Below are 18,744 nucleotides of genomic sequence, written 5' to 3' on the forward strand. Positions count from 1 at the left end.
TCCTAAGCGTTAAGGGATCAAGTCAGGGTCGGTTCGGGATGGCACAGCGACAGGCCGAGTGCCGCACGACGGCGCAGCCACGGGCCAGGTCGGTAACGAGGGTCACCGGTCAGTTCCGTCATGCGCTCCAGGATAGTCAGCAAACGCCGGGGCCCGACGCTGTCCCCCCAGGCCAATGGCCCTTGCGGGTAACCCAGCCCCCGGCGCACTCCTTCGTCCAGGTCTTCGACGCTGGCAATGCGTTGTTGCACGATGTCGCCCGCCAGGTTGACGATCATCGCCAGCACCCGCTGGGCCACAAAGCCGACACTGTCATTGATCACGCTGACACCCACACCATCGCGTGCCAGCAATGTGTGTGCGGCATTGCGCAGGTCGACGCGGGTGGTGGGGGTAAGCATCAGCGTGCGGTAACGAGTGCAGTCGAGCAGCGGGTCGATGCAAACGGTACGGGTCGGGTCGGTGGCAAAGCGTTGCGCCGCGCGAGTGGCGTCATCCCCATACGGTGCCAGCAGGCACAACGCATCATCCGACGGTGTGGCCCCCTGCTCTACCTGCGCGCCGAGTTGCTCCAGCAACACGCTCAAGCTGGCGCGGTCATTGTCGTTTTCGGTACCCAGCCAGACGGGCGGAAACGCCTCCACAGTAGGTACGACCTGCGGCTCGGGCGCATCCACCCTCTGGCCATCGACATACCGATAGAAACCACGCCCGACCTTACGCCCGACATACCCCGCCTCGAGCATCTGGCGGGTCAGCGCGGCCGGACGATAACGCGGTTCCTGGTAGAACTGGTTGTAGATTGACTCGATCACCGGGTGGGACACATCCAGCGCCGTAAGGTCGAACAACTCCAGCGGCCCCATGCGGAACCCCAAGCCTTCACGCAGGATGCGGTCAATCTCTGCGGGTTCCGTTACGCATTCCTTGAGTATCTGCAGGGCTTCGGTGCTGTAGGCACGCCCGGCGTGGTTGATGATAAAACCGGGGGTGTCCTTGGCCCGGATCCCGCGATGTCCCATCCGCGTAGCCAGCGCTTGCAAGCTGTCGCCGACGCGCGGATCGCTGGCCAAGCCATCGATGACCTCCACCACCTTCATCAGCGGTACCGGGTTGAAGAAGTGAAAGCCCGCCACACGTTCCGGGTGCTTGCACTCACGCGCGATGCTGGTCACGGATAGCGATGAGGTGTTGGTGGCCAATATGCAGTCATCGCGCACCACCGCTTCAAGTTGGGCCAGCAAGGCCTGTTTGGCATCCAGGCGCTCAATAATGGCTTCCACCACCAGGTCAACATCGCTGAGCTCGGTTAAAGCCGTCGCCACCCGCAAACGCTCAAGTGTTGCCTGGGCATCGCTGCCGGGAACCTTGCCCTTGGCAACCAGCTTATCCAGGGTCTGCCCCAGGTTTGCGCGAGCGGCCTCGGCGGCGCCCTCGCGGTTGTCAAACAGCAAGACTTCAACACCTGCCTGGGCTGCAATCTGGGCAATGCCGGTGCCCATGACGCCGGCACCCACCACCGCCATGCGCTTGATTTCACGTGTCATGGGTCATTCCCCCGAAAAGCTGGCTTTGCGTTTTTCCAGGAAGGCGCTGGCGCCCTCCTTTTGATCCTGCGAGTCAAACAGCAACTGGAACGCCTTACGTTCCAAGGCCAGCGCACTGTCCAGGGGTAAGTCGGCACCGAGCAACATCACTTCCTTGATCTGCGCAACCGCCAACGGTGGCAATGCTGCAATCTCTGATGCGAGCTCAAGCGCGCGCGGCAACGTGCGCTCATCACTCACCACCTCGCTGACCATGCCCATTGCAAGCGCCTCGGGCGCGGGCACCAGGCAGCCCGTCAGCGCGATACGCATGGCCTGGAACTTACCGACCGCACGGATCAGCCGTTGCGTGCCCCCCGCCCCCGGCATCAGGCCTAGCTTGACCTCAGGCTGGCCGAAGCGCGCCGAGTGTCCGGCAACAATAATGTCGCAGTGCATCGCCAGCTCGCAGCCGCCACCCAAGGCAAAACCGTTGACCGCGGCGATCACCGGTTTAGGGCAACGAGCGATGGCATCCCACAGGTATTCCGTGTGACGACGGTACATCTCGATCGGGCTGGCCTGGGCGAACTCGCGGATGTCGGCGCCGGCGACGAAACACTGTTCGCCGCCGGTGAGGACGATCGAACGCACCCGCGCATCAACGGATAGCGCACGAAAGCTCTCGGCCAGTTGTTCGCGCACTGCGCTGTTAAGGGCGTTCTTTACTTCGGGCCGTTCAATACGTACGACAGCGACGCCATCCTCGCGAATCTGTACATGCACGACCGGTTCTGGTTGGGAGTTCATAGCGACCTCTTATTATTGTTTCGCCAAGCGAAACTGAGTACCGTAATTACAATCCATCATAGGGAGGCTTCCAATTCTCTGTAAACATAAAACACAAAAAATCTAACAAATCCCAATGATTACTGGTTTTTATCCACCAACAACAAAACCATTGGTTTTTTTAACGCAAGCGAATACAATTTCGCCAGGCGAAACTGTATTTTATTTTCTTGCATTTTTTTAAAGTGAGGTTCTACCATGGCTCGCATCAAGGCAGATCAGCAGGCCGCTGACACGACCAAGGGAGCGGATGAAATCGGGTTACTGAGGATGGGCATGCTCGACCCCGCCAGCGCACTGAGCGACGACGAAAACAGCGGCCAATTCGTGACGGCATTGGCACGCGGCCTGGAACTGATGAGGTGTTTCACCCCGCGCGACAACGTGCTGGGCAATCAGGACCTGGCGCGCATGACCGGCCTGCCCAAACCGACCGTGACGCGACTGACCAATACGCTGATGCGTCTGGGCTGCCTCAAACGAGAAGTGCATTCGGGCAAGTATCAGCTGGATGTCGGGGTGTTGGGTTTTGGCTACGCCATGTTGTCGAACCTGGCGATTCGCACGGTGGCCCATCCGTTGATGGAGGAGCTGGCGAACCACGCCCAGGCCGCCGTCGCCATGGCCTCTCGTGACCGCCTCCAAATGGTGTACCTGGATGTGGTCCAGGGCCAGGGCAACATGACCATGCGTCGTCAGATCGGCAGCTACTTGCCCCTGGCACAGAGTTCAGTAGGCCGTGCATGCCTGGCGGCCATGCCGGAAACCGAGCGGGAGTTTTTGCTCGATCACATTCGCCAGCGCGAATCGGAGCAGTGGCCGGCCATCCGAAAAGGGCTGGACCGGGCATTCAGAGATTACGCCGACTACGGCTTCTGTCTGTCGATCGGTGAGTGGCATCGCGACGTCAATTCCGTGGCCGTGCCGTTGGTGCACCCGCAATACGGGTTGCTGACGTTCAACTGCGGTGGGCCGAGTTTTCAACTGCCCCGCGAACAGCTCATGGACGACATCGGGCCTCGCCTGATCAACATGGTTAATAACATCGGTGCCGCTGCTCGCTGACGCAACGGAGTAACGGCGCCCCAATAAAGAACCGCTCGCCTGCGAGCGTTAGGAGCGCACATGATCCGTGATACCGAAACCCTGCAGATTCTTCTGGATTCACTTCGTCAGTTTGTCGGCGAAGTGCTGATTCCTCGGGAAAACGAGGTGGCCGACACCGACGCAATCCCCCAGGACATCGTCGAACAGATGCAGGCCATGGGTCTGTTTGGTCTGACACTGCCGGAAGAGTTTGGAGGGCTGGGCGTCACCATGGAGGAAGAGGTGAATATCGCCTTCGAACTGGGGCGCACCTCCCCGGCGTTTCGCTCCTACATCGGCACCAACAACGGAATCGGCTCCATCGGCATCCTACTCGATGGCACCGAAGCGCAAAAACACCACTACCTGCCCAAGCTCGCCAGCGGTGAACTGCTCAGCTCCTTCTGCCTGACCGAGCCCGACGCCGGCTCAGACGCCGCCTCGCTAAAGACCACTGCCGTGCGCGATGGCGATAGCTACATCCTCAACGGTACCAAGCGTTTCATCACCAATGCCCCGCATGCCGGTATCTACACAGTGATGGCCAGAACCAGCACTGAAATCAAGGGCGCGGGCGGCATCAGCGCATTCATTGTCGAACGAGGCACGCCAGGCGTTTCCCTGGGCAAACCTGACCACAAAATGGGCCACAAAGGCGCCCATACCTGTGATGTGATCTTCGAGAATGCCCGCGTGCCCGCCAGCCAACTGATTGGGGGTATCGAAGGTGTTGGGTTCAAGACCGCGATGAAAGTCCTCGACAAGGGTCGCCTGCATATCGCCGCGTTGAGCGTGGGCGCTGCGGAGCGGATGCTGGACGACGCCTTGCGCTATGCACTGGAACGCAAACAGTTCGGCAAGCCCATCGCCGAATTCCAACTGATCCAGGCGATGTTGGCCGACAGCAAGGCAGAAATCTACGCCAGCCGCTGCATGGTGCTGGATGCCGCACGCAAGCGCGACGACGGCCATAACGTCAGCACTGAAGCCTCCTGCGCCAAAATGTTCTCCACCGAAATGTGCGGCCGCGTCGCCGACCGTTGCGTGCAGATCCACGGCGGCGCCGGTTATGTCAGCGAGTACGCCATCGAGCGCTTCTACCGGGATGTGCGCCTGTTCCGCATCTATGAAGGCACCACCCAGATCCAGCAGATCGTCATCGCGCGAAACATGATCCGCGACGCGCAAGGCTAAGGCGCAAGCTCCCCCAGGTCCAGTTCCACCCCATAAATACAATAAGGTAACTCCATGGACGCTACTGCTCAGGCAAGTGCGACTGCGCACGCCCAATCCAGCACTTGGGTGCTGGTCTTCATTTTTTGCTTTCTCGGATTATTGATCGACGGTGCCGATTTGATGCTGCTGTCCTACAGCCTCAACAGCCTCAAGACTGAATTCGGCCTGACTAACGTCGAGGCCGGCAGCCTGGGCAGCTTTACCCTGGCAGGGATGGCAATCGGCGGTATCTACGGCGGCTGGGCCTGTGATCGGTTCGGTCGGGTAAAAACCGTGGTCTGGAGTATTTTGCTGTTCTCCGTAGGCACCGCCGCCTTAGGTCTGACCCATAGTTACTGGCAGTTCGCGCTTATCCGATTCCTGGCCTCGCTGGGCATCGGCGCGCTGTACGTGGCGTGCAACACCCTGATGTCCGAGTATGTCCCCACTCGCTACCGCACCACGGTACTCGGCACCCTGCAGGCAGGTTGGTCCGTAGGTTACATCGTCGCGACGCTGCTGGCCGGTTGGATATTGCCTATTCATGGCTGGCGCTGGCTGTTCTATATCGCGATTATTCCGGTGATTCTTGCGTTGGTGATGCAACGCTTCGTGCCCGAGCCCCAGGCTTGGATCAACGCCCAAACCGAACGCGCCAAGCAAAAAATAGCCGGCATACGCAGCGGATCAGTTGTAAAGCGCGAAAGCATGTACAAACAAATTTTCAGCGACCCGCAGGCAAGTCGGATGTTCATCTGCTGGGCTCTTACTGCCGGTTTCTTGCAGTTCGGCTACTACGGTGTAAACAACTGGATGCCGACCTACCTGGAAAGCGAACTGGGCATGGACCTCAAGTCCATGACGGGCTACATGGTGGGCACCTATACCGCGATGATCCTTGGCAAAATCCTCGCAGGCATGGCCGCCGATCGTATCGGGCGCAGAACCGTATTCGCCTTTGGCGCCCTCGGCACGGCGGTGTTTCTACCGGTGATCGTGCTGTTTCAAAGCCAGGACAACATTCTGTGGATGCTGGTCGTGTTCGGCTTTTTGTATGGCATTCCGTATGGCGTCAATGCGACCTACATGACCGAAAGTTTCGAGGCGAAGTTACGCGGCTCTGCGGTCGGTGGTGCTTATAACATTGGCCGTTTGGGTGCCGCAGTAGCACCTGCGGCAATTGGCTTTTTGGCCTCCCATGGCTCGATTGGCGTAGGTTTTCTGGTCATGGGCGCGGCCTACTTCATCTGTGGCGTGATTCCAGCACTGTTTATCAGGGACAAACAATTCGATCCGCAAAAGCAATAGAACCGGTAATTCAACAATTCAGTAGCAGTCTGTCGGAGCTCCTTATCCGACTGACCGCTGCTATTGAACATGCTCAAGAGACGTCAATTTTTTGTTCAAATCTGTTTGAACCGCCATATTCCCCGCAACAAACTTCGACCATTTGACCCGGATCTTTCTGGCATTTTCGAAAACTTATCCTTCCTGCTCGCTTTGACTAGGGAGAAAAAAAACGCCTTGAAGAAGCCTGTCGCGACCGACAGCTATCGGCCAATACCGCCGATAACGTTCGACAGGAATGAACCCCGAAAAAACCGTCATCAACTCAGTTATTTAGTTAGGACAACACCCACCGGACGGGTTCCGAGCTCGGTATCCGCTGAAGATTCCACCCAGAGCCAGCCGTTTTGTGGGGGTAAAAACACTTAAAAATAAAAAAGGGTCGCGAGATAAAATCTCGCAACCCTTTGAATTATATGGTCGGGACGGAGTGATTCGAACACTCGACCCCTAGCACCCCATAAAGGTGAACGAACTTCCAGTAACGTCTCAAAAAATCCACTGAGACCAATGGAATAGGCTATAAAAGGCTGCAAGACCCCTTCCAATCGTCTATTACTGTCCAGTAATATCCTCCGAAATCCAGTCCTAATTGGCAACCAATTGGCAACTGAATGGTAACCATAGAAATGGTTCTCCATTTGCGGAGTATTACAATGGCGAATATCACCGACCGACAAATGTCTGCCAAGCCAGGATCTTCCGATCTCTGGCTTAGTGAAACGATCATATGGGGCCATGGCAGCCTTGTCGCAAGGATCACGCCATCAGGTGAGCGGCTTTTTTATTTTCGCTATATGGACAGCCAGGGCAAAAGAGCTACCTACCCGATAGGCAGCTATAGCCGGGATGGAGGCTGCATGATGACCCTGGCAGATGCTAGAAAACGGACCGCAGAACTTGCAACATTGCACAAGAACGGCACAAGAGACATCCGCGAATACATAGAAGCCGAGCAGACAACAGCTGTAGCAGCTCGCAATGCCGAATTAGCACGGTTGGAACATGAAAGGGCTGGAGCTGAAGCCGCCGCTGCCGCCCTTGCGGCCCGCCAGACCGTCACTGCCGTGTTTGAACGTTGGATGAAGATCGATATCGCCAATCGTAAAGACGGGGGAGCCGAGGTACGTCGAATGTTTGAGAAAGACGTGCTTCCTTTTATAGGAAAGCGTTTTGTTGCCGACGTAAAAAAGGGCCACATCACCGAAGTAACGGACGCGATGTTAGCACGGGGGGTCAACCGAGCAGCGAAGATAGCCTTTTCCCTAATGCCCCAGATGTTCCGATTTGCAGTTGACCGCGACCTGATCGAGCACGACCCCACCGCTAGCATTCGAAAGGCGAAGATTGGGCAAAGGGATACCGAGCGTGATCGCGTACTGAGCGACGAGGAAATTAAGCTACTCGCCAAAAAAGTCCGCGATGCCAGACTTCTGATTACTACCGAGGTTGCAATATGGATCGCCCTTGCCACCTGTTGTCGCATTGGTGAACTCCTAGGAGCGCGCTGGGAAGATATCAACCTGGAAGCCAAGACTTGGGTGATCCCCGCCCAGAACAGCAAAAATAATAAGCCACACCTGATTTATCTCTCCGACTTCGCTGTTCGCCAATTCGAACGAGTGAAAATCGTCAGCGGCAAATCTACGTGGTGCTACCCCAACACAGACAATAGTGGCCCTGTATCTAGTAAGACAGTGACCAAACAACTTGGCGATCGACAGCGACAGCCCGATCAAGGCGTCATGAGCCGCCGCAGCGCCAAACCTCATGCGCTCATCCTAGCGGGCGGTAAGTGGACTCCTCATGATCTGCGCCGCACTGGAGCCACAATGATGACCGCTCTGGGGGTACTACCCGAGGTGGCAGAGCGCTGTCTAAATCACACTGAAGAAAAAAAGGTTAAGCGCATATACCAACGACACAGCTATGCCAAGGAGATGACAGAGGCTTGGCTCCTTCTCGGCGAGCACCTTGACTTGATGACAGGCTCAGATGCCGAAAGTATTGAGTCCAAAGTGGAGAAACACTAATCCGGAAACTTTATGCGACAGCAGCAGCCAATCCAGAAGAGGTAGAAATGCGCGGTTTCAAAGATGACCCTAATAAAAATTTATTCACAAATTTCGACCCCTTCTTGTCTTTCTCCGAAGGACAGCCCGGGGTAAAAAATAGATCCTTCATAAATAAGACCGGTGAAAGCAACACTGAGCATCCAAACCTTTGGAGGCTAGGACGCGAGGCATATTTTTTTATAACCCAACGCTTTGGCATTCCACCGACTGAAAATGACCTTTATGAGTTAGCCGACACAATTATAGATTTTGAAAAAGATGAAAAGTGCCTAGATACTTTTAATTACCTAATAGCTAATGACAGCATCACCCTCCAGTTCGACAGGGACTCCCCTCAAATAAAAGACATTAGAGCTTTAGTTAATGCACCGAATTATTACGAGGGACTGCTTATACATGCAACAATGGAAATCCTGAAGCCTCTCGTTGTAAATCGCAACATAGACCCCAATACCTTCCCCGATATTGAGGGATTTCTGTGGGGATTAAGCCTCCTTTGGATTGACGATGCTCTTAACGATTTCCAGCGCGGGGTGATAGACAGTACAGCACTAGATTGCGTTCAACGGTCAGCAGCCTCAGCGAGGATTTTCCGGGAAGCGATAGAGTCAAGCCGTGCAGCAGTAAGCGCTACAAATAGACGGGGTGCCACGGCAAAAAACGCGCCCACAAATGCACTCAAAGAGTGTTTTTTAAACGAATGGCGTTTGACTGGCCAAGAATACAAGGGAATATCTGACTTCGCACGCATTATCAGCGCTAGAGATGGAATCCAACTTGACCAGCGCACTCTAAGGAAATGGATTTCAGAGGACAACAAGCAACGACTATCTCGTTAGAACCGTACACTCTGCGCGCAGAGTGTACATGCTGCACGCACACTGATCTGTTGGAGAACTGAATTCATACATATTTTGCCTAGCTACGAATCCACTACGCGCTATCTAGCGCTACGGAGCTTAGCTAATGGCAAATACCAACAACTGTCGACGCATTATGCGTTTACCCGAAGTAATTGAAACCACGGGCTATCGCCGCGCCTCTATTTACAACCTAATGAAGACCGGAAAATTTCCACGCGCCCGAAGCATTGGTGCGAGGGCAGTTGGATGGGACAGCCAAGAAATTTATGACTGGGTAACTGAACGTCTCGACGCAGCTCAATGAGCAGCGTCTTATGCAAACGCTCGATGCAGCAGGACTATTTCAAAAGCGTCTTAGTAGACGTCCATATTGCAGTAACGATCTCACTATTGAGGGACTCTATCGACTTCCCCTTTCGAGGGCACTGTCACGCAAGCTAATTCAACCTAATTCATCTGGTCTAATTTCAAATCTTGTATTCGACATCGATAGACTTGGCGGGGCTCTGGACTGGAGCGATCGCAATGCCCCCCCGCCTAGCATGTCGATGATGAACCCTTCCAATGGTCACGCACACCTAATCTACCTGCTGGCCGCACCCGTACCGGTATCGGTCTTTGCACGAGTCAAGCCCGCGAATTATCTGGCTGCTATTCAGGAGGGCCTACGCCGCACCCTAGACGCAGACAGATGTTATGCCGGCTTGATTGTGAAGAACCCAATACATCACCATTGGATTACCCGGCAATGGGCTGATATGCCCTACCAGCTTGACGATCTGGCGGAATACTTCGACCTGCCCTCGCCAGCGGAGATGAAGTGTCGCAGTCGGCAGGTCGACTATGCAGGTCTTGGCCGCAATTGCACCGTTTTTGATATCGTACGCAAACAGGCCTACAGTGCCGTTCGCGACTATTGGCGGCCAGGTGGAGGCCCCGCCTTTGCAGCCTCCGTACTAAATTTAGTGTTGGTTGCAAATCACACCGAAATAGGCAATCCGATGCAGTTGAGCGAGTGCCGAACGATCGCGCGGAGCATCAGCAAATGGACATGGGAGCGGTTCACCCCTACTGAATTCCGAGCGATACAGTCCGCAAGAGGGAGACGGAAAGGCTCCGTTATGCGCGCGCAGTTGCTACCAATGGCTAAATCAATGGCGGTCGAAGGTAAAAGCCTACGGGAAATTGGACGCACTCTAGGGGTTCACCACCTAACAATCAAAAGCTGGCTCAACAAATAGGTGGATAAAAGCCATATCAGATATAGAGCAGCTGCCATCGACTTTCGCGCAGTTTGACTTTGACCAACCGCCATTTATGACCGGCAGCTATCGGCCCGATATCGGTCAGTCTTGACAGGCAGAAATGCGGCCAAAAGCAGTCATTTATAACCGTCGAACATCGGCCAGAGCCGTGGCGTTACGACTGATCGGGTCGCCAAGCATCCTTGATCACGCGGCTGACCCGCTTGCGAATTCGCGATTTTCTTGCTCGAGCCTTTTGAATCATGACATCGAGTTGGGCAAGCAGAACATCAACGTCGATCTCTACGAACTCCTCCTGCTCGATTGCAAGAATACGATTGGCAAACTCCTGGCTGTATTCCGGCCATTCGCTGTTCTTCGCCTCACTCTCGACAGCAGTGAGCATCCACTCCCCTGCCGCTTTGTGATCGACTAACAACCCTTCATGCTGAAGGTCATACAGCGCAGCCTTGAGCTGGATTTCATCAAATTGAGGGCACTCGCGTTCTACCGCTTCCCGCAGGTCGGTGAGGCTCAAACCTGGAGTGCTGAGATGAATGATCAACATGCGAAGTGAGTGCGTTTCCATTGCCAGTGGCCTTATCGTCGTTCAAAATTTTCCACTCGTGATCACCGAGTGGGAATGAGTTGCCAAGTCCAAGCATCCGATGATCAAGCCAAGTCATAGCCGATCATGAACAGGGCCGCTTCCAGCGCGCGAAGTGCATTGGTCGGGGCAGCGACGTAGGTGTTGAAGCGACTGGCCTGTGCCGCTGGGTGATCAAGTACAGCGCTCAATACCCAGCTCGCACGCAGATTCCACAACGCGTGATGACGTCCGGCACGAAGGCGTTTGAAGTAGAGACTGCCGACCGCTGGGTTACGGCGTTTGGGAATCAATGTGGTTTCACTTTCCTTGGCTGCTGACCATGGGAAGCACAGTTCTTTGGGGACCTGGGTCAAGCCCATGGCTTTACAGTATTTCGCGACCAGCCAACCCATCGCAGCCGCGACGCGACTGTCGTAGATCACGAAGTTGTCGCAGATCAGGGAATAGATTTTTGTCATCCCTGAGTTGAAGCGCAGATCGGCAGCACTCAACGCCGGCAGTTCAGGATCTTGCGCATCGATCGCCATTTTTACGCTTTGCAGCGTGCTCGCCAAACCACGCTCGTTGGCCTTCAGCCAATCAGTATTGCGCGCGGTTACACCTCCCCAAGCCATCACGTCCGCCGACGCCTGCAAACAAAGGGCATCATTGCCGACAGCGGCCAGCAGGTCCCGACGAAGCGCATCCAGCGCAATAGCGTTGCTCGTGGTGCAAGCGCCCGCGCTGTAGCCTAGGCGTACGTTGCCCGGGTGATTCCAGCTGTAGGTCTGGAATGCGTTGAACAGGCTGGTACAAGCCCATTGCACGTCGCTGCGGCGGTTGGTGTAGCAGTGCTGAAAAAGAGAGTGCGACTCGAGTTCAGTGGCCAGCCACGTGACGAAGCCAGCAACATGCGCAACGCAGAGATAGGAACGACGCTTCATGGGATGTTTATGCTCCTGTGGGCTGGATATGCAGAATTGCTTGCCAGCAGAAGCATGAAACCAGATACCCTACCCAGAATTTGTCCAGGTGAAACCCAATGTCATTACTTAATTATCGCCGTGAACGTTTATTGGAGGTTTTGACCTGGCAAACGGAACCGCTTTCAGCAAGAACTCTTCACGACCTGCTTAAAGATTCAAGCCGCGAACCGGTAGGCTCGCTGAAAACCACCAAGCGCGATCTCGATTACCTGTTCGATGAAGGCTATGCCTCCTGCGAAGACAAAGGAAAGGGCCTAGCACGATTGTGGTGCCTGGAAAAATACCGCCACGCCCTGACATTGCTTCCAACCGAAGCCATGACCCTTGCCGCGATCTTTGACCATGCCAATCGGTTTGGACTTCACACACATACCGACCAACTCAAGGGCCTGAAAGCCTACGCCAACAGAGCCATGAAACGGGTTGAAAAACGCCAGATTGATGTAGAAAAGCGCATAACGACAGGGACCCGATTTCTTGTACTTGCGCCTGGCAAAACCGATCTCGGCCACCTTAAAAGACTCCAGCAGGCTATTTGCTACGACGAGCCACTTGAGGTCACCTACCTCCCCAGGGATGCCGATGGGACCCAGTGCGTTTACCAACTCAAACCTCTAGGGCTCTCGCATCAGGATTCCAACACCTACCTTTCCGCCTATGTGCTGGAGGAGGAATGGGCTGACGGCTACGTGCCCGAGCCGGGAAAACCGCGAGGTAAATACAGTAGCAACGGACCGAAATCGATGTGCGCACTCATGCTGCACCGGATCGTGAAGATCGAACCTGGCAAGCGCCTCATTGAGGATCCGGATGACTACGACATTCATTCGTTCGAAGCTCAGCGCCATCTCATGACGATTCATGATGAGGAACCAGTAGATCTGGTTCTGCGCTTGAGTGCCAACTTGTATAACAGGCTCTGGGAGAACCCTCTGACTGATGGCCAGGAACTGCAGCAGGATAGTGATGGCTGGTGGAAGCTCACCTGCAGCATTCAGGACTCCCAAGGGTTGCGGTTATTTCTGCTGAGCAATGCTGCCGACATTGAGGTAAAAAAACCGACCAATCTCCGAGCTCATGTGCATGACACACTTCAACGCGCACTTTCACTGTATGGAGGATAAAGAGTGCAACGGTTGCACTCTTTATCCTTGATAGCCGACCAGACAACTCAGCTCTACAAAAAAGCTGTCTCCATCAGACAGTCCCCGCGAATCGCTCTGTTAACGGCAAACTCGCGAACGTGCCTCCTGCCAACCTGCCCCGCTTCAGATCGAACGGCAGAACCCAAAGCTTCAGCTTGTCTGAAAAGATGAAAGGTTCATCCACCGCTTCAGGAAAACGTTCGGTCTTTGGATAAATCAGCACCATCTCGCCAACGCCTTTCAGATAGGTTTGCCCGTAGGCAAACAGCTGGTAGAAATCAGCCTGGCTCAACCCGTACTTATTTGAGTGGTCAGAGGTATCGATCAGCTTCCACTTGGCATCCATCACCCAGGTTTGATTGTCATGCTCAAGCAGAAGATCTGGCTTGAGCTTGAACATAGGCTTGTCGTGATGTGTGCATAACGAATAACTGGCGCGTTGAGGCAGCAAACGCGCTCCCCCGATCAACTGCTCGCGCAGCAACACCTCAACGTATTGCTCGAACAATTTCTCCATCGGAAACAGCATGCTGATACCGCGCCAGTCCCCGCTCACCGATAACGGCGACTGCTCACCCAGGATCAGCTCACACCAGGGTTTGATCGGCTGGTAATGTGCCATGAGTTGTTCGTTGCGCCACAACTTGAAGTCTTCGCGCTTGTTGGTGCTGGGTGGCACTTCCGTCAGCAGACCGCGGAGTTCGTGAGCCAACCTCCAGTTTCCCGGCTCCTGTGTGCTCTTGCACACCCGCTCCAATGCCAGTTTCAGCAAGCGGTTTTCTGGGCGGTTCGGTAGAAATACATCATGACGGATCTGGAAACGATGCTGGCGTCCCGGTGGCTGACGCATCTGCGCCGTTACATTGAGCTGCCCCCGCAAAAAGCGCTGCTCCTCCTCGACACGCTGGTAATCGAAACGTATGCCGCGTTTGATCAAATAGTCCAGCCCCTCCAGAAACTGACGCATCACCCATTCCGACAAGGGTGCGTTGAACAGCTTCAAATTCGCCGCACCCACCTCTCGCGTAGGCAGCTTCAAAGCCGTCTGGATCATCCGCTGCAAAAGATCCCGACTGTCCTCCAGGCAATCAAGACGCACGGTATGCTTGGGCAGGATTTCCAATTGTGTGCCGCAGGGTGTTTCTATTACCCCAACGTAGCTATCCAGCTTGAGCGAGCGCCTCCCCTCGACCAGCAACAAGGTTGCTCCAGACTTGCTGAACGAAGCGCTCAACTCGCAAAGCCAATCGAAGGCACTGACCGATACCTGAGCACAGTCCAGCGAACTCTCGACCGGCTCGGTCGTCAGCCGAGCGTATTCACGAACGGTGACCCGTGTGATCACGCCTCTTCACCCACGCGCGTTTCTATAGGGTCTTCCACCTTTGCCTGCACCTTGATGATGCCGGCATAGGCCGAAGCTCTATCGAAAGCTGCTTCGTTGATGGTCCATGGCAGGTTGTGCGTCGACACATTCACATTGGGACCGAACAACGACTGTACATCCCGCTGACGCTGGTAAACGAAGCGATCGGTCGCGATCTTACGATGGTCGTTAAGCACCCACTGGATGCGCTGCCAGTCCTCGAAGAAGTATTCCTGCAGCAGCGGCAGAATCTGGTTGCGAAAGATCAGCTCCAGTCTGTCCAGGGGATCGTCGGCCTTCAGCGACATAAAGTAGGCATGTCCCAGGCAATGATCGCGGTCCAGCAATACCTCGATACGCTGGTTCATCACTCGCAGCAGTTGGCCGATATTCACACCCTAGACTGTCAGCTCATCCAACAGCTCCGGTTGTGGGGGCATTTCACGAAAGTTGAAGCGTCGACGCAGGGCAATATCCAGCCCGGACAGCGAGCGGTCTGCCGTATTCATCGTACCGATAAGATAGACATTGGCCGGCACATTGAATGGCCTCTTCGAATACGGCAGCTCAACGCTCAGCGCCTCTGCTGCACCTTCGCGCTTGGAGGGTTCAATCAACGTAATTAACTCGCCAAAAATACGCGAGACATTGCCACGGTTGATCTCGTCAATAATCAGCACATGAGGCTTTCGCTCGATACGGGTGGCGATCGATGGTTCCCGCGGCTTCACCCCCTGCTTTTCGAGATAGCTCAACAGGTCAGCCCACCCGAAGCGCCCCATCGGATAGACCGTCTTGAGTGTGAACTGTCGGTTGTCATTGAGCGGCAAAATTGACTGTTTAACATCCCGGTACAACCAGTTCACTGAGCGGACGTGCTGATAATCGTGAAAGACGCTTGCCGGGGCGCTCTCCTCGTAGCGATAGTCACTGGTGACCACGCCCACGGCACCAATCTGGTCAGCCGAGTGGATGCAAAGCAAAATGTCGCCTACGACCATTTCCTCGGCGAAGTAACTCAGCGTGCCTTTATCGCCCGAACCCAGCTTTTGGTAGTACGAGTTCTGCTCCGGATCCTGTCGGAGGTCGCCTGTTTTACCCCAACCAATTCGCGCCTCACCATTCTCCAGGCAATAGGATTTGGTCTGGGAGTTGCCCGAGCCATTGATGGAAATTTTCCAGATACGCGGATTGCTGCGAATGCCGGTTTCGGACTGGCCCCCTTGAGTGCGCGCATCATCGCACAGGCGCTTGAACACTCCTGGCTCGACCTTGTACTGAAGCTGCTTGTCCTCGTCGTCGCTGACGGCGCGCAGACCTTCAACGAAATCCTCATAGCTGAAACTCTGATGGAACGTCACGAAACGTATCTGACCATCAGTTGAAAGCTCATCGAATCGATTCTTGAGTTTTTCACGATTCTCAATGTTGGCAATCAAATAGTCCGGATCGAGAACTTCCAGCGCGGCATCAATGGTCGCGTACGTTTTACCGGTGCCAGGGGGACCATAAAAAATCTGGTTCAATGCTGGAGAGTACGATCGAGCGACCAACCCTTTAACTGCTTCAACACCACCCGGCAGGGCTAACTGCTTCTGGTAAACCAACCACTGCTTAAGGCCATTCTGTACGTTATTGCTATTACTGGCGCCAATCTGCGCGTGCTTACCCTGGGGACCGTACAACTGGTAAATCCCGGCGAGCTCATCGCTGTCGCGAATCTCAAATACATCCTTGTTTAAGTGCTTTGAAACCGTGTTAACACCGGATAGATAGGAACTGGCGGTGTTCGGCGTCTTGCCCGTTGCACGCAGCCAGTTCTTGAATTCTTGTTTTGGCAACTACGAATACTCCAGAATTTTATCGGTTCCTGCGAGAGCAGCTACCGGAGATCAAGCACGGCAGAAAAAACCGCGTTTTTTGTGTGAATATTAGGTTGGCGCTCTTCCGGTTGGTAGACAAGCCGAGTGGTGTCTAAGGAGGCACCAAAAGAAAAACCAAAATTTTGATAATGGGGATTAGCTGCTTCGAAGCGGAATAGCGAGATGAGAGAGGCTTACTTTGTCGTCTTGACCCTGTTATCAACGGTTCTGAAGCATACGCGATGGCAAAATGATGACAATGAGCAATGTCAAAAACAAGCAGGACTTCCGGATTTCGCAAATTGTCTTATATCGCCCAAGAGTTTGCGGAGTTCTATTACGGCTGTGTCGATTACAGCTCGGACGTTTCGTTTTGATCAGGGAAACAAGCGGACCTTCGGGGAGCGTTCGGCCATTACGGGGAGAATGGGGCATTTTTGAGGGAAATTAGGTAGTAACCGTGGTTTCCCACGCTGAACAAATTGGGGGTAAATGAGTGGGTAATGAGGTGTGCGCCGGGGACACTCAGGGCATTTCGGGGATTAACGGTGTTGTTTCGGGGATGGGCACACGCAGCTTTTAGCTTCGCGTCACTACAGCTCGGTAGTGACGCGAAGCGTAGGGCCGCAAAGCGGCCCCAAACGGTTCGCGATGCGAGCCGACAGAAGCCTTTTCAATTAAGACAAAAGCGCTGCGATTTAGGCTGGGAGTGGGAGTTATTCAGTGCGTCGGTTCTCTCACCGCGACGAGGCAGGCCTGCGTTAGTGTAGATTTCCACCACAAACATTGCTCCCTCAAATGACCAGTACGCCTGCTGAATTTCTAGCCCTCATTTTGACTTTCTCGGTGCGAGCTTCTGAGTTAATTTGCTCAGTGACAGCCTAGTGATGGCCTACGAATTCTCATCATCAGCACCCACGGTCTCCTGTTATTTCTCGAGGCCCCGCTGATGAGAGATGGCATGTCAGTCAGTCTTTCTGATTACATGCCGTCGCCGAGCCGTTCACCCGCTACTGCAGGTGCACGGCGCGGCAACATCGATCGGATTGGTAACCGACCTGATGCGATTAACCACCCGACAACCAAGTCGTAAACCTGGACCAGCCAGTAGATCGCTCAACTACTGGTTTGGGAGGTAGAGCAAACGTCCAGCTCCGGACGAAAAACTGAGTCGTGCCCACCGCGACAATAGGCCTGATTAGACTAGGGATTTAATCAGTAATGGGCGCACTCCTCGGAGCAAGTCCTCCCGGCGCAGCATGGCGTACGGGCCTCCCATTAACCAACCAGACTTGGTTGGGTTGTCGATCCATGCTCGACGAGATTGCGGTCTTAAACCGCACACAGCTGATGGCGGCTGCAGCTAATCCTATGGGACCAAGCGCCTGCCTATCGTTACCGCAGTTCCCCCGGGATATGCCGTAACCGATGCCCCTTTGGGCTTCCTGTGGAAACGCCGTTCCGCTCCTGAGCGAAAGCTCAGCTCCCCCCGATTCTTCGGCCGGGACAGGAACCAACACTTACCGAAATTGTGGCGTTTCGAACTCGACGAACAACTTGTGGATTTCCGGCATCGGATGGGATGGACTAATGAACAAACTGGCGTGGGACTTCTCCCAACAGCAACGGCACAACCGCGACGGGTCTTATTCAACTCAAGCGGCGCGTGCAGCGACGCTGAGATTAAGTGCGAAACACTTGCGTGAATTGGGGTATCGGAATTTACGTTCCGAAACGTTTGGCCAGCGACATTTGCGGGCACTCGTAGCGCACTGGCAAGGGTGCGGAATCAGCGACGGTGTTTTAAAAAACCGGATGAGTCATCTGCGCTGGGCGCTCGAAAAAGCAGGACGTGCTGGCGTCGCGCGAATCACTAACGACGCGTTGGGCATCGCTCGACGAACCTACGTCGCCAAGGAAAGCAAGGCCCGCGATTTGCCGACGGCCAATCTCGAAAGAATTACTGATCAGCATGTGCGTCACAGTTTGCGGCTGCAGGCTGCGTTCGGCCTGCGCCGAGAAGAAGCGATTAAATTTATTGCTTCGATCGCCGACAAAGGCGACCGAATCGAACTGAGGGCGTCTTGGACAAAAGGCGGCAAGGCTCGATCAATTCCCGTTCGGACCCTGCTCCAACGGATGGTATTGGATGAGGTCAGCGCGTTTGCCGGGAATGCCAGTCTAATTCCTGCTCACCTGAGCTACCGCGAGCAAATGAGGCGCTACGAAGATCAGATTCGTGCAGCGGGGCTGACTCGTATGCACGGCCTGCGCCATCTCTACGCACAACAGCGTTATTTGGATCTCACCGGCAAACAAGCCCCCGCGGTAAGGGCCTCTCTGGAGCGTGTCGAACAAGGCCAACTGATCGGAGGGGCCGAGCCTGGTTGGCTTGGTCAGGTCGGAGCAATACCTTCACTCACTACCCCAACTCACGCGGGTTTGAGCGATCGCGAAGCGCGGCAGCTCATATCGTTGGAACTCGGTCACGAACGAACGTCAATCACCAGCGTGTACCTCGGATCAAGCAAATAAATCGGCCCCAACATGGGTGAATTTCCAGACCCTGTTTTGGCTGGCGCCGACATTTC

Annotated in this window: 14 protein-coding genes and 1 pseudogene; 9 read left to right on the plus strand and 6 right to left on the minus strand. The window is 54.8% G+C overall.

Annotation, left to right across the window (positions count from 1 at the left end; all coding sequences use genetic code 11):
- Positions 1-17 precede the first annotated feature (17 nt).
- Together AC1MEE_RS14340 and AC1MEE_RS14345 are read right to left on the minus strand one after the other, a co-directional pair.
- Positions 18-1,547, minus strand: coding sequence for a 3-hydroxyacyl-CoA dehydrogenase (locus AC1MEE_RS14340; protein WP_480415956.1), 1,530 nt, complete (start codon positions 1,545-1,547; stop codon positions 18-20).
- Between the two features lie 3 nt (positions 1,548-1,550).
- Complete coding sequence (locus tag AC1MEE_RS14345; RefSeq protein WP_480415957.1) at positions 1,551-2,336, minus strand: enoyl-CoA hydratase; 786 nt, start codon at positions 2,334-2,336, stop codon at positions 1,551-1,553.
- Between the two features lie 237 nt (positions 2,337-2,573).
- Here AC1MEE_RS14345 and AC1MEE_RS14350 point away from each other — a divergent pair, with 237 nt between their 5' ends.
- The 7 genes from AC1MEE_RS14350 (at position 2,574) to AC1MEE_RS14380 (ending at position 10,202) form a co-directional block, all read left to right on the plus strand.
- The gene (locus AC1MEE_RS14350; protein ID WP_480415958.1) at positions 2,574-3,440 is read left to right on the plus strand and encodes an IclR family transcriptional regulator; all 867 of its coding nucleotides are present in this window, start codon (positions 2,574-2,576) and stop codon (positions 3,438-3,440) included.
- A 60-nt stretch (positions 3,441-3,500) separates the two neighbouring features.
- Complete coding sequence (locus AC1MEE_RS14355) at positions 3,501-4,655, plus strand: acyl-CoA dehydrogenase family protein (RefSeq protein ID WP_133076208.1); 1,155 nt, start codon at positions 3,501-3,503, stop codon at positions 4,653-4,655.
- A 54-nt stretch (positions 4,656-4,709) separates the two neighbouring features.
- Positions 4,710-5,984, plus strand: coding sequence for an MFS transporter (locus AC1MEE_RS14360; RefSeq protein ID WP_480415959.1), 1,275 nt, complete (start codon positions 4,710-4,712; stop codon positions 5,982-5,984).
- A 695-nt stretch (positions 5,985-6,679) separates the two neighbouring features.
- The gene (locus AC1MEE_RS14365) at positions 6,680-8,056 is read left to right on the plus strand and encodes a tyrosine-type recombinase/integrase (protein WP_480415960.1); all 1,377 of its coding nucleotides are present in this window, start codon (positions 6,680-6,682) and stop codon (positions 8,054-8,056) included.
- A gap of 47 nt (positions 8,057-8,103) precedes the next feature.
- The gene (locus AC1MEE_RS14370; protein WP_480415961.1) at positions 8,104-8,937 is read left to right on the plus strand and encodes a hypothetical protein; all 834 of its coding nucleotides are present in this window, start codon (positions 8,104-8,106) and stop codon (positions 8,935-8,937) included.
- Between the two features lie 127 nt (positions 8,938-9,064).
- Positions 9,065-9,265: an AlpA family phage regulatory protein gene (locus tag AC1MEE_RS14375; protein ID WP_480415962.1), complete on the plus strand. Its 201-nt coding sequence runs from the start codon at positions 9,065-9,067 to the stop codon at positions 9,263-9,265.
- 10 nt (positions 9,266-9,275) lie between these two features.
- Positions 9,276-10,202, plus strand: coding sequence for a replication initiation protein (locus AC1MEE_RS14380; protein WP_480415963.1), 927 nt, complete (start codon positions 9,276-9,278; stop codon positions 10,200-10,202).
- Between the two features lie 178 nt (positions 10,203-10,380).
- Here the strand turns inward: AC1MEE_RS14380 and AC1MEE_RS14385 are convergent, their stop codons facing one another.
- Both AC1MEE_RS14385 and AC1MEE_RS14390 read right to left on the minus strand, forming a co-directional pair.
- Positions 10,381-10,794 (minus strand): hypothetical protein, encoded by a 414-nt coding sequence (locus AC1MEE_RS14385; protein WP_480415964.1) that lies wholly within the window; start codon positions 10,792-10,794, stop codon positions 10,381-10,383.
- 83 nt (positions 10,795-10,877) lie between these two features.
- Positions 10,878-11,738 carry a hypothetical protein gene (locus tag AC1MEE_RS14390; protein ID WP_480415965.1) on the minus strand — a complete coding sequence of 287 codons (861 nt, stop codon included), beginning with the start codon at positions 11,736-11,738 and terminating at the stop codon, positions 10,878-10,880.
- A 98-nt stretch (positions 11,739-11,836) separates the two neighbouring features.
- On the opposite strand from AC1MEE_RS14390, the gene AC1MEE_RS14395 reads away from it, so the two are divergent.
- Complete coding sequence (locus AC1MEE_RS14395; RefSeq protein WP_480415966.1) at positions 11,837-12,904, plus strand: helix-turn-helix transcriptional regulator; 1,068 nt, start codon at positions 11,837-11,839, stop codon at positions 12,902-12,904.
- A gap of 73 nt (positions 12,905-12,977) precedes the next feature.
- Here the strand turns inward: AC1MEE_RS14395 and AC1MEE_RS14400 are convergent, their stop codons facing one another.
- Entirely contained in the window at positions 12,978-14,270 is a 1,293-nt protein-coding gene (locus AC1MEE_RS14400) for an McrC family protein (protein WP_480415967.1), read from the minus strand.
- A pseudogene (locus AC1MEE_RS14405) lies at positions 14,267-15,844 on the minus strand (AAA family ATPase). Before AC1MEE_RS14405 ends, AC1MEE_RS14400 begins: the two are co-directional and overlap by 4 nt.
- Before the next feature lie 1,899 nt (positions 15,845-17,743).
- On the opposite strand from AC1MEE_RS14405, the gene AC1MEE_RS14410 reads away from it, so the two are divergent.
- Positions 17,744-18,688 carry a phage integrase N-terminal domain-containing protein gene (locus AC1MEE_RS14410; RefSeq protein WP_480415968.1) on the plus strand — a complete coding sequence of 315 codons (945 nt, stop codon included), beginning with the start codon at positions 17,744-17,746 and terminating at the stop codon, positions 18,686-18,688.
- The last annotated feature ends 56 nt before the right edge of the window (positions 18,689-18,744 follow it).

The organism is Pseudomonas sp. ASL3, assembly GCF_056680425.1.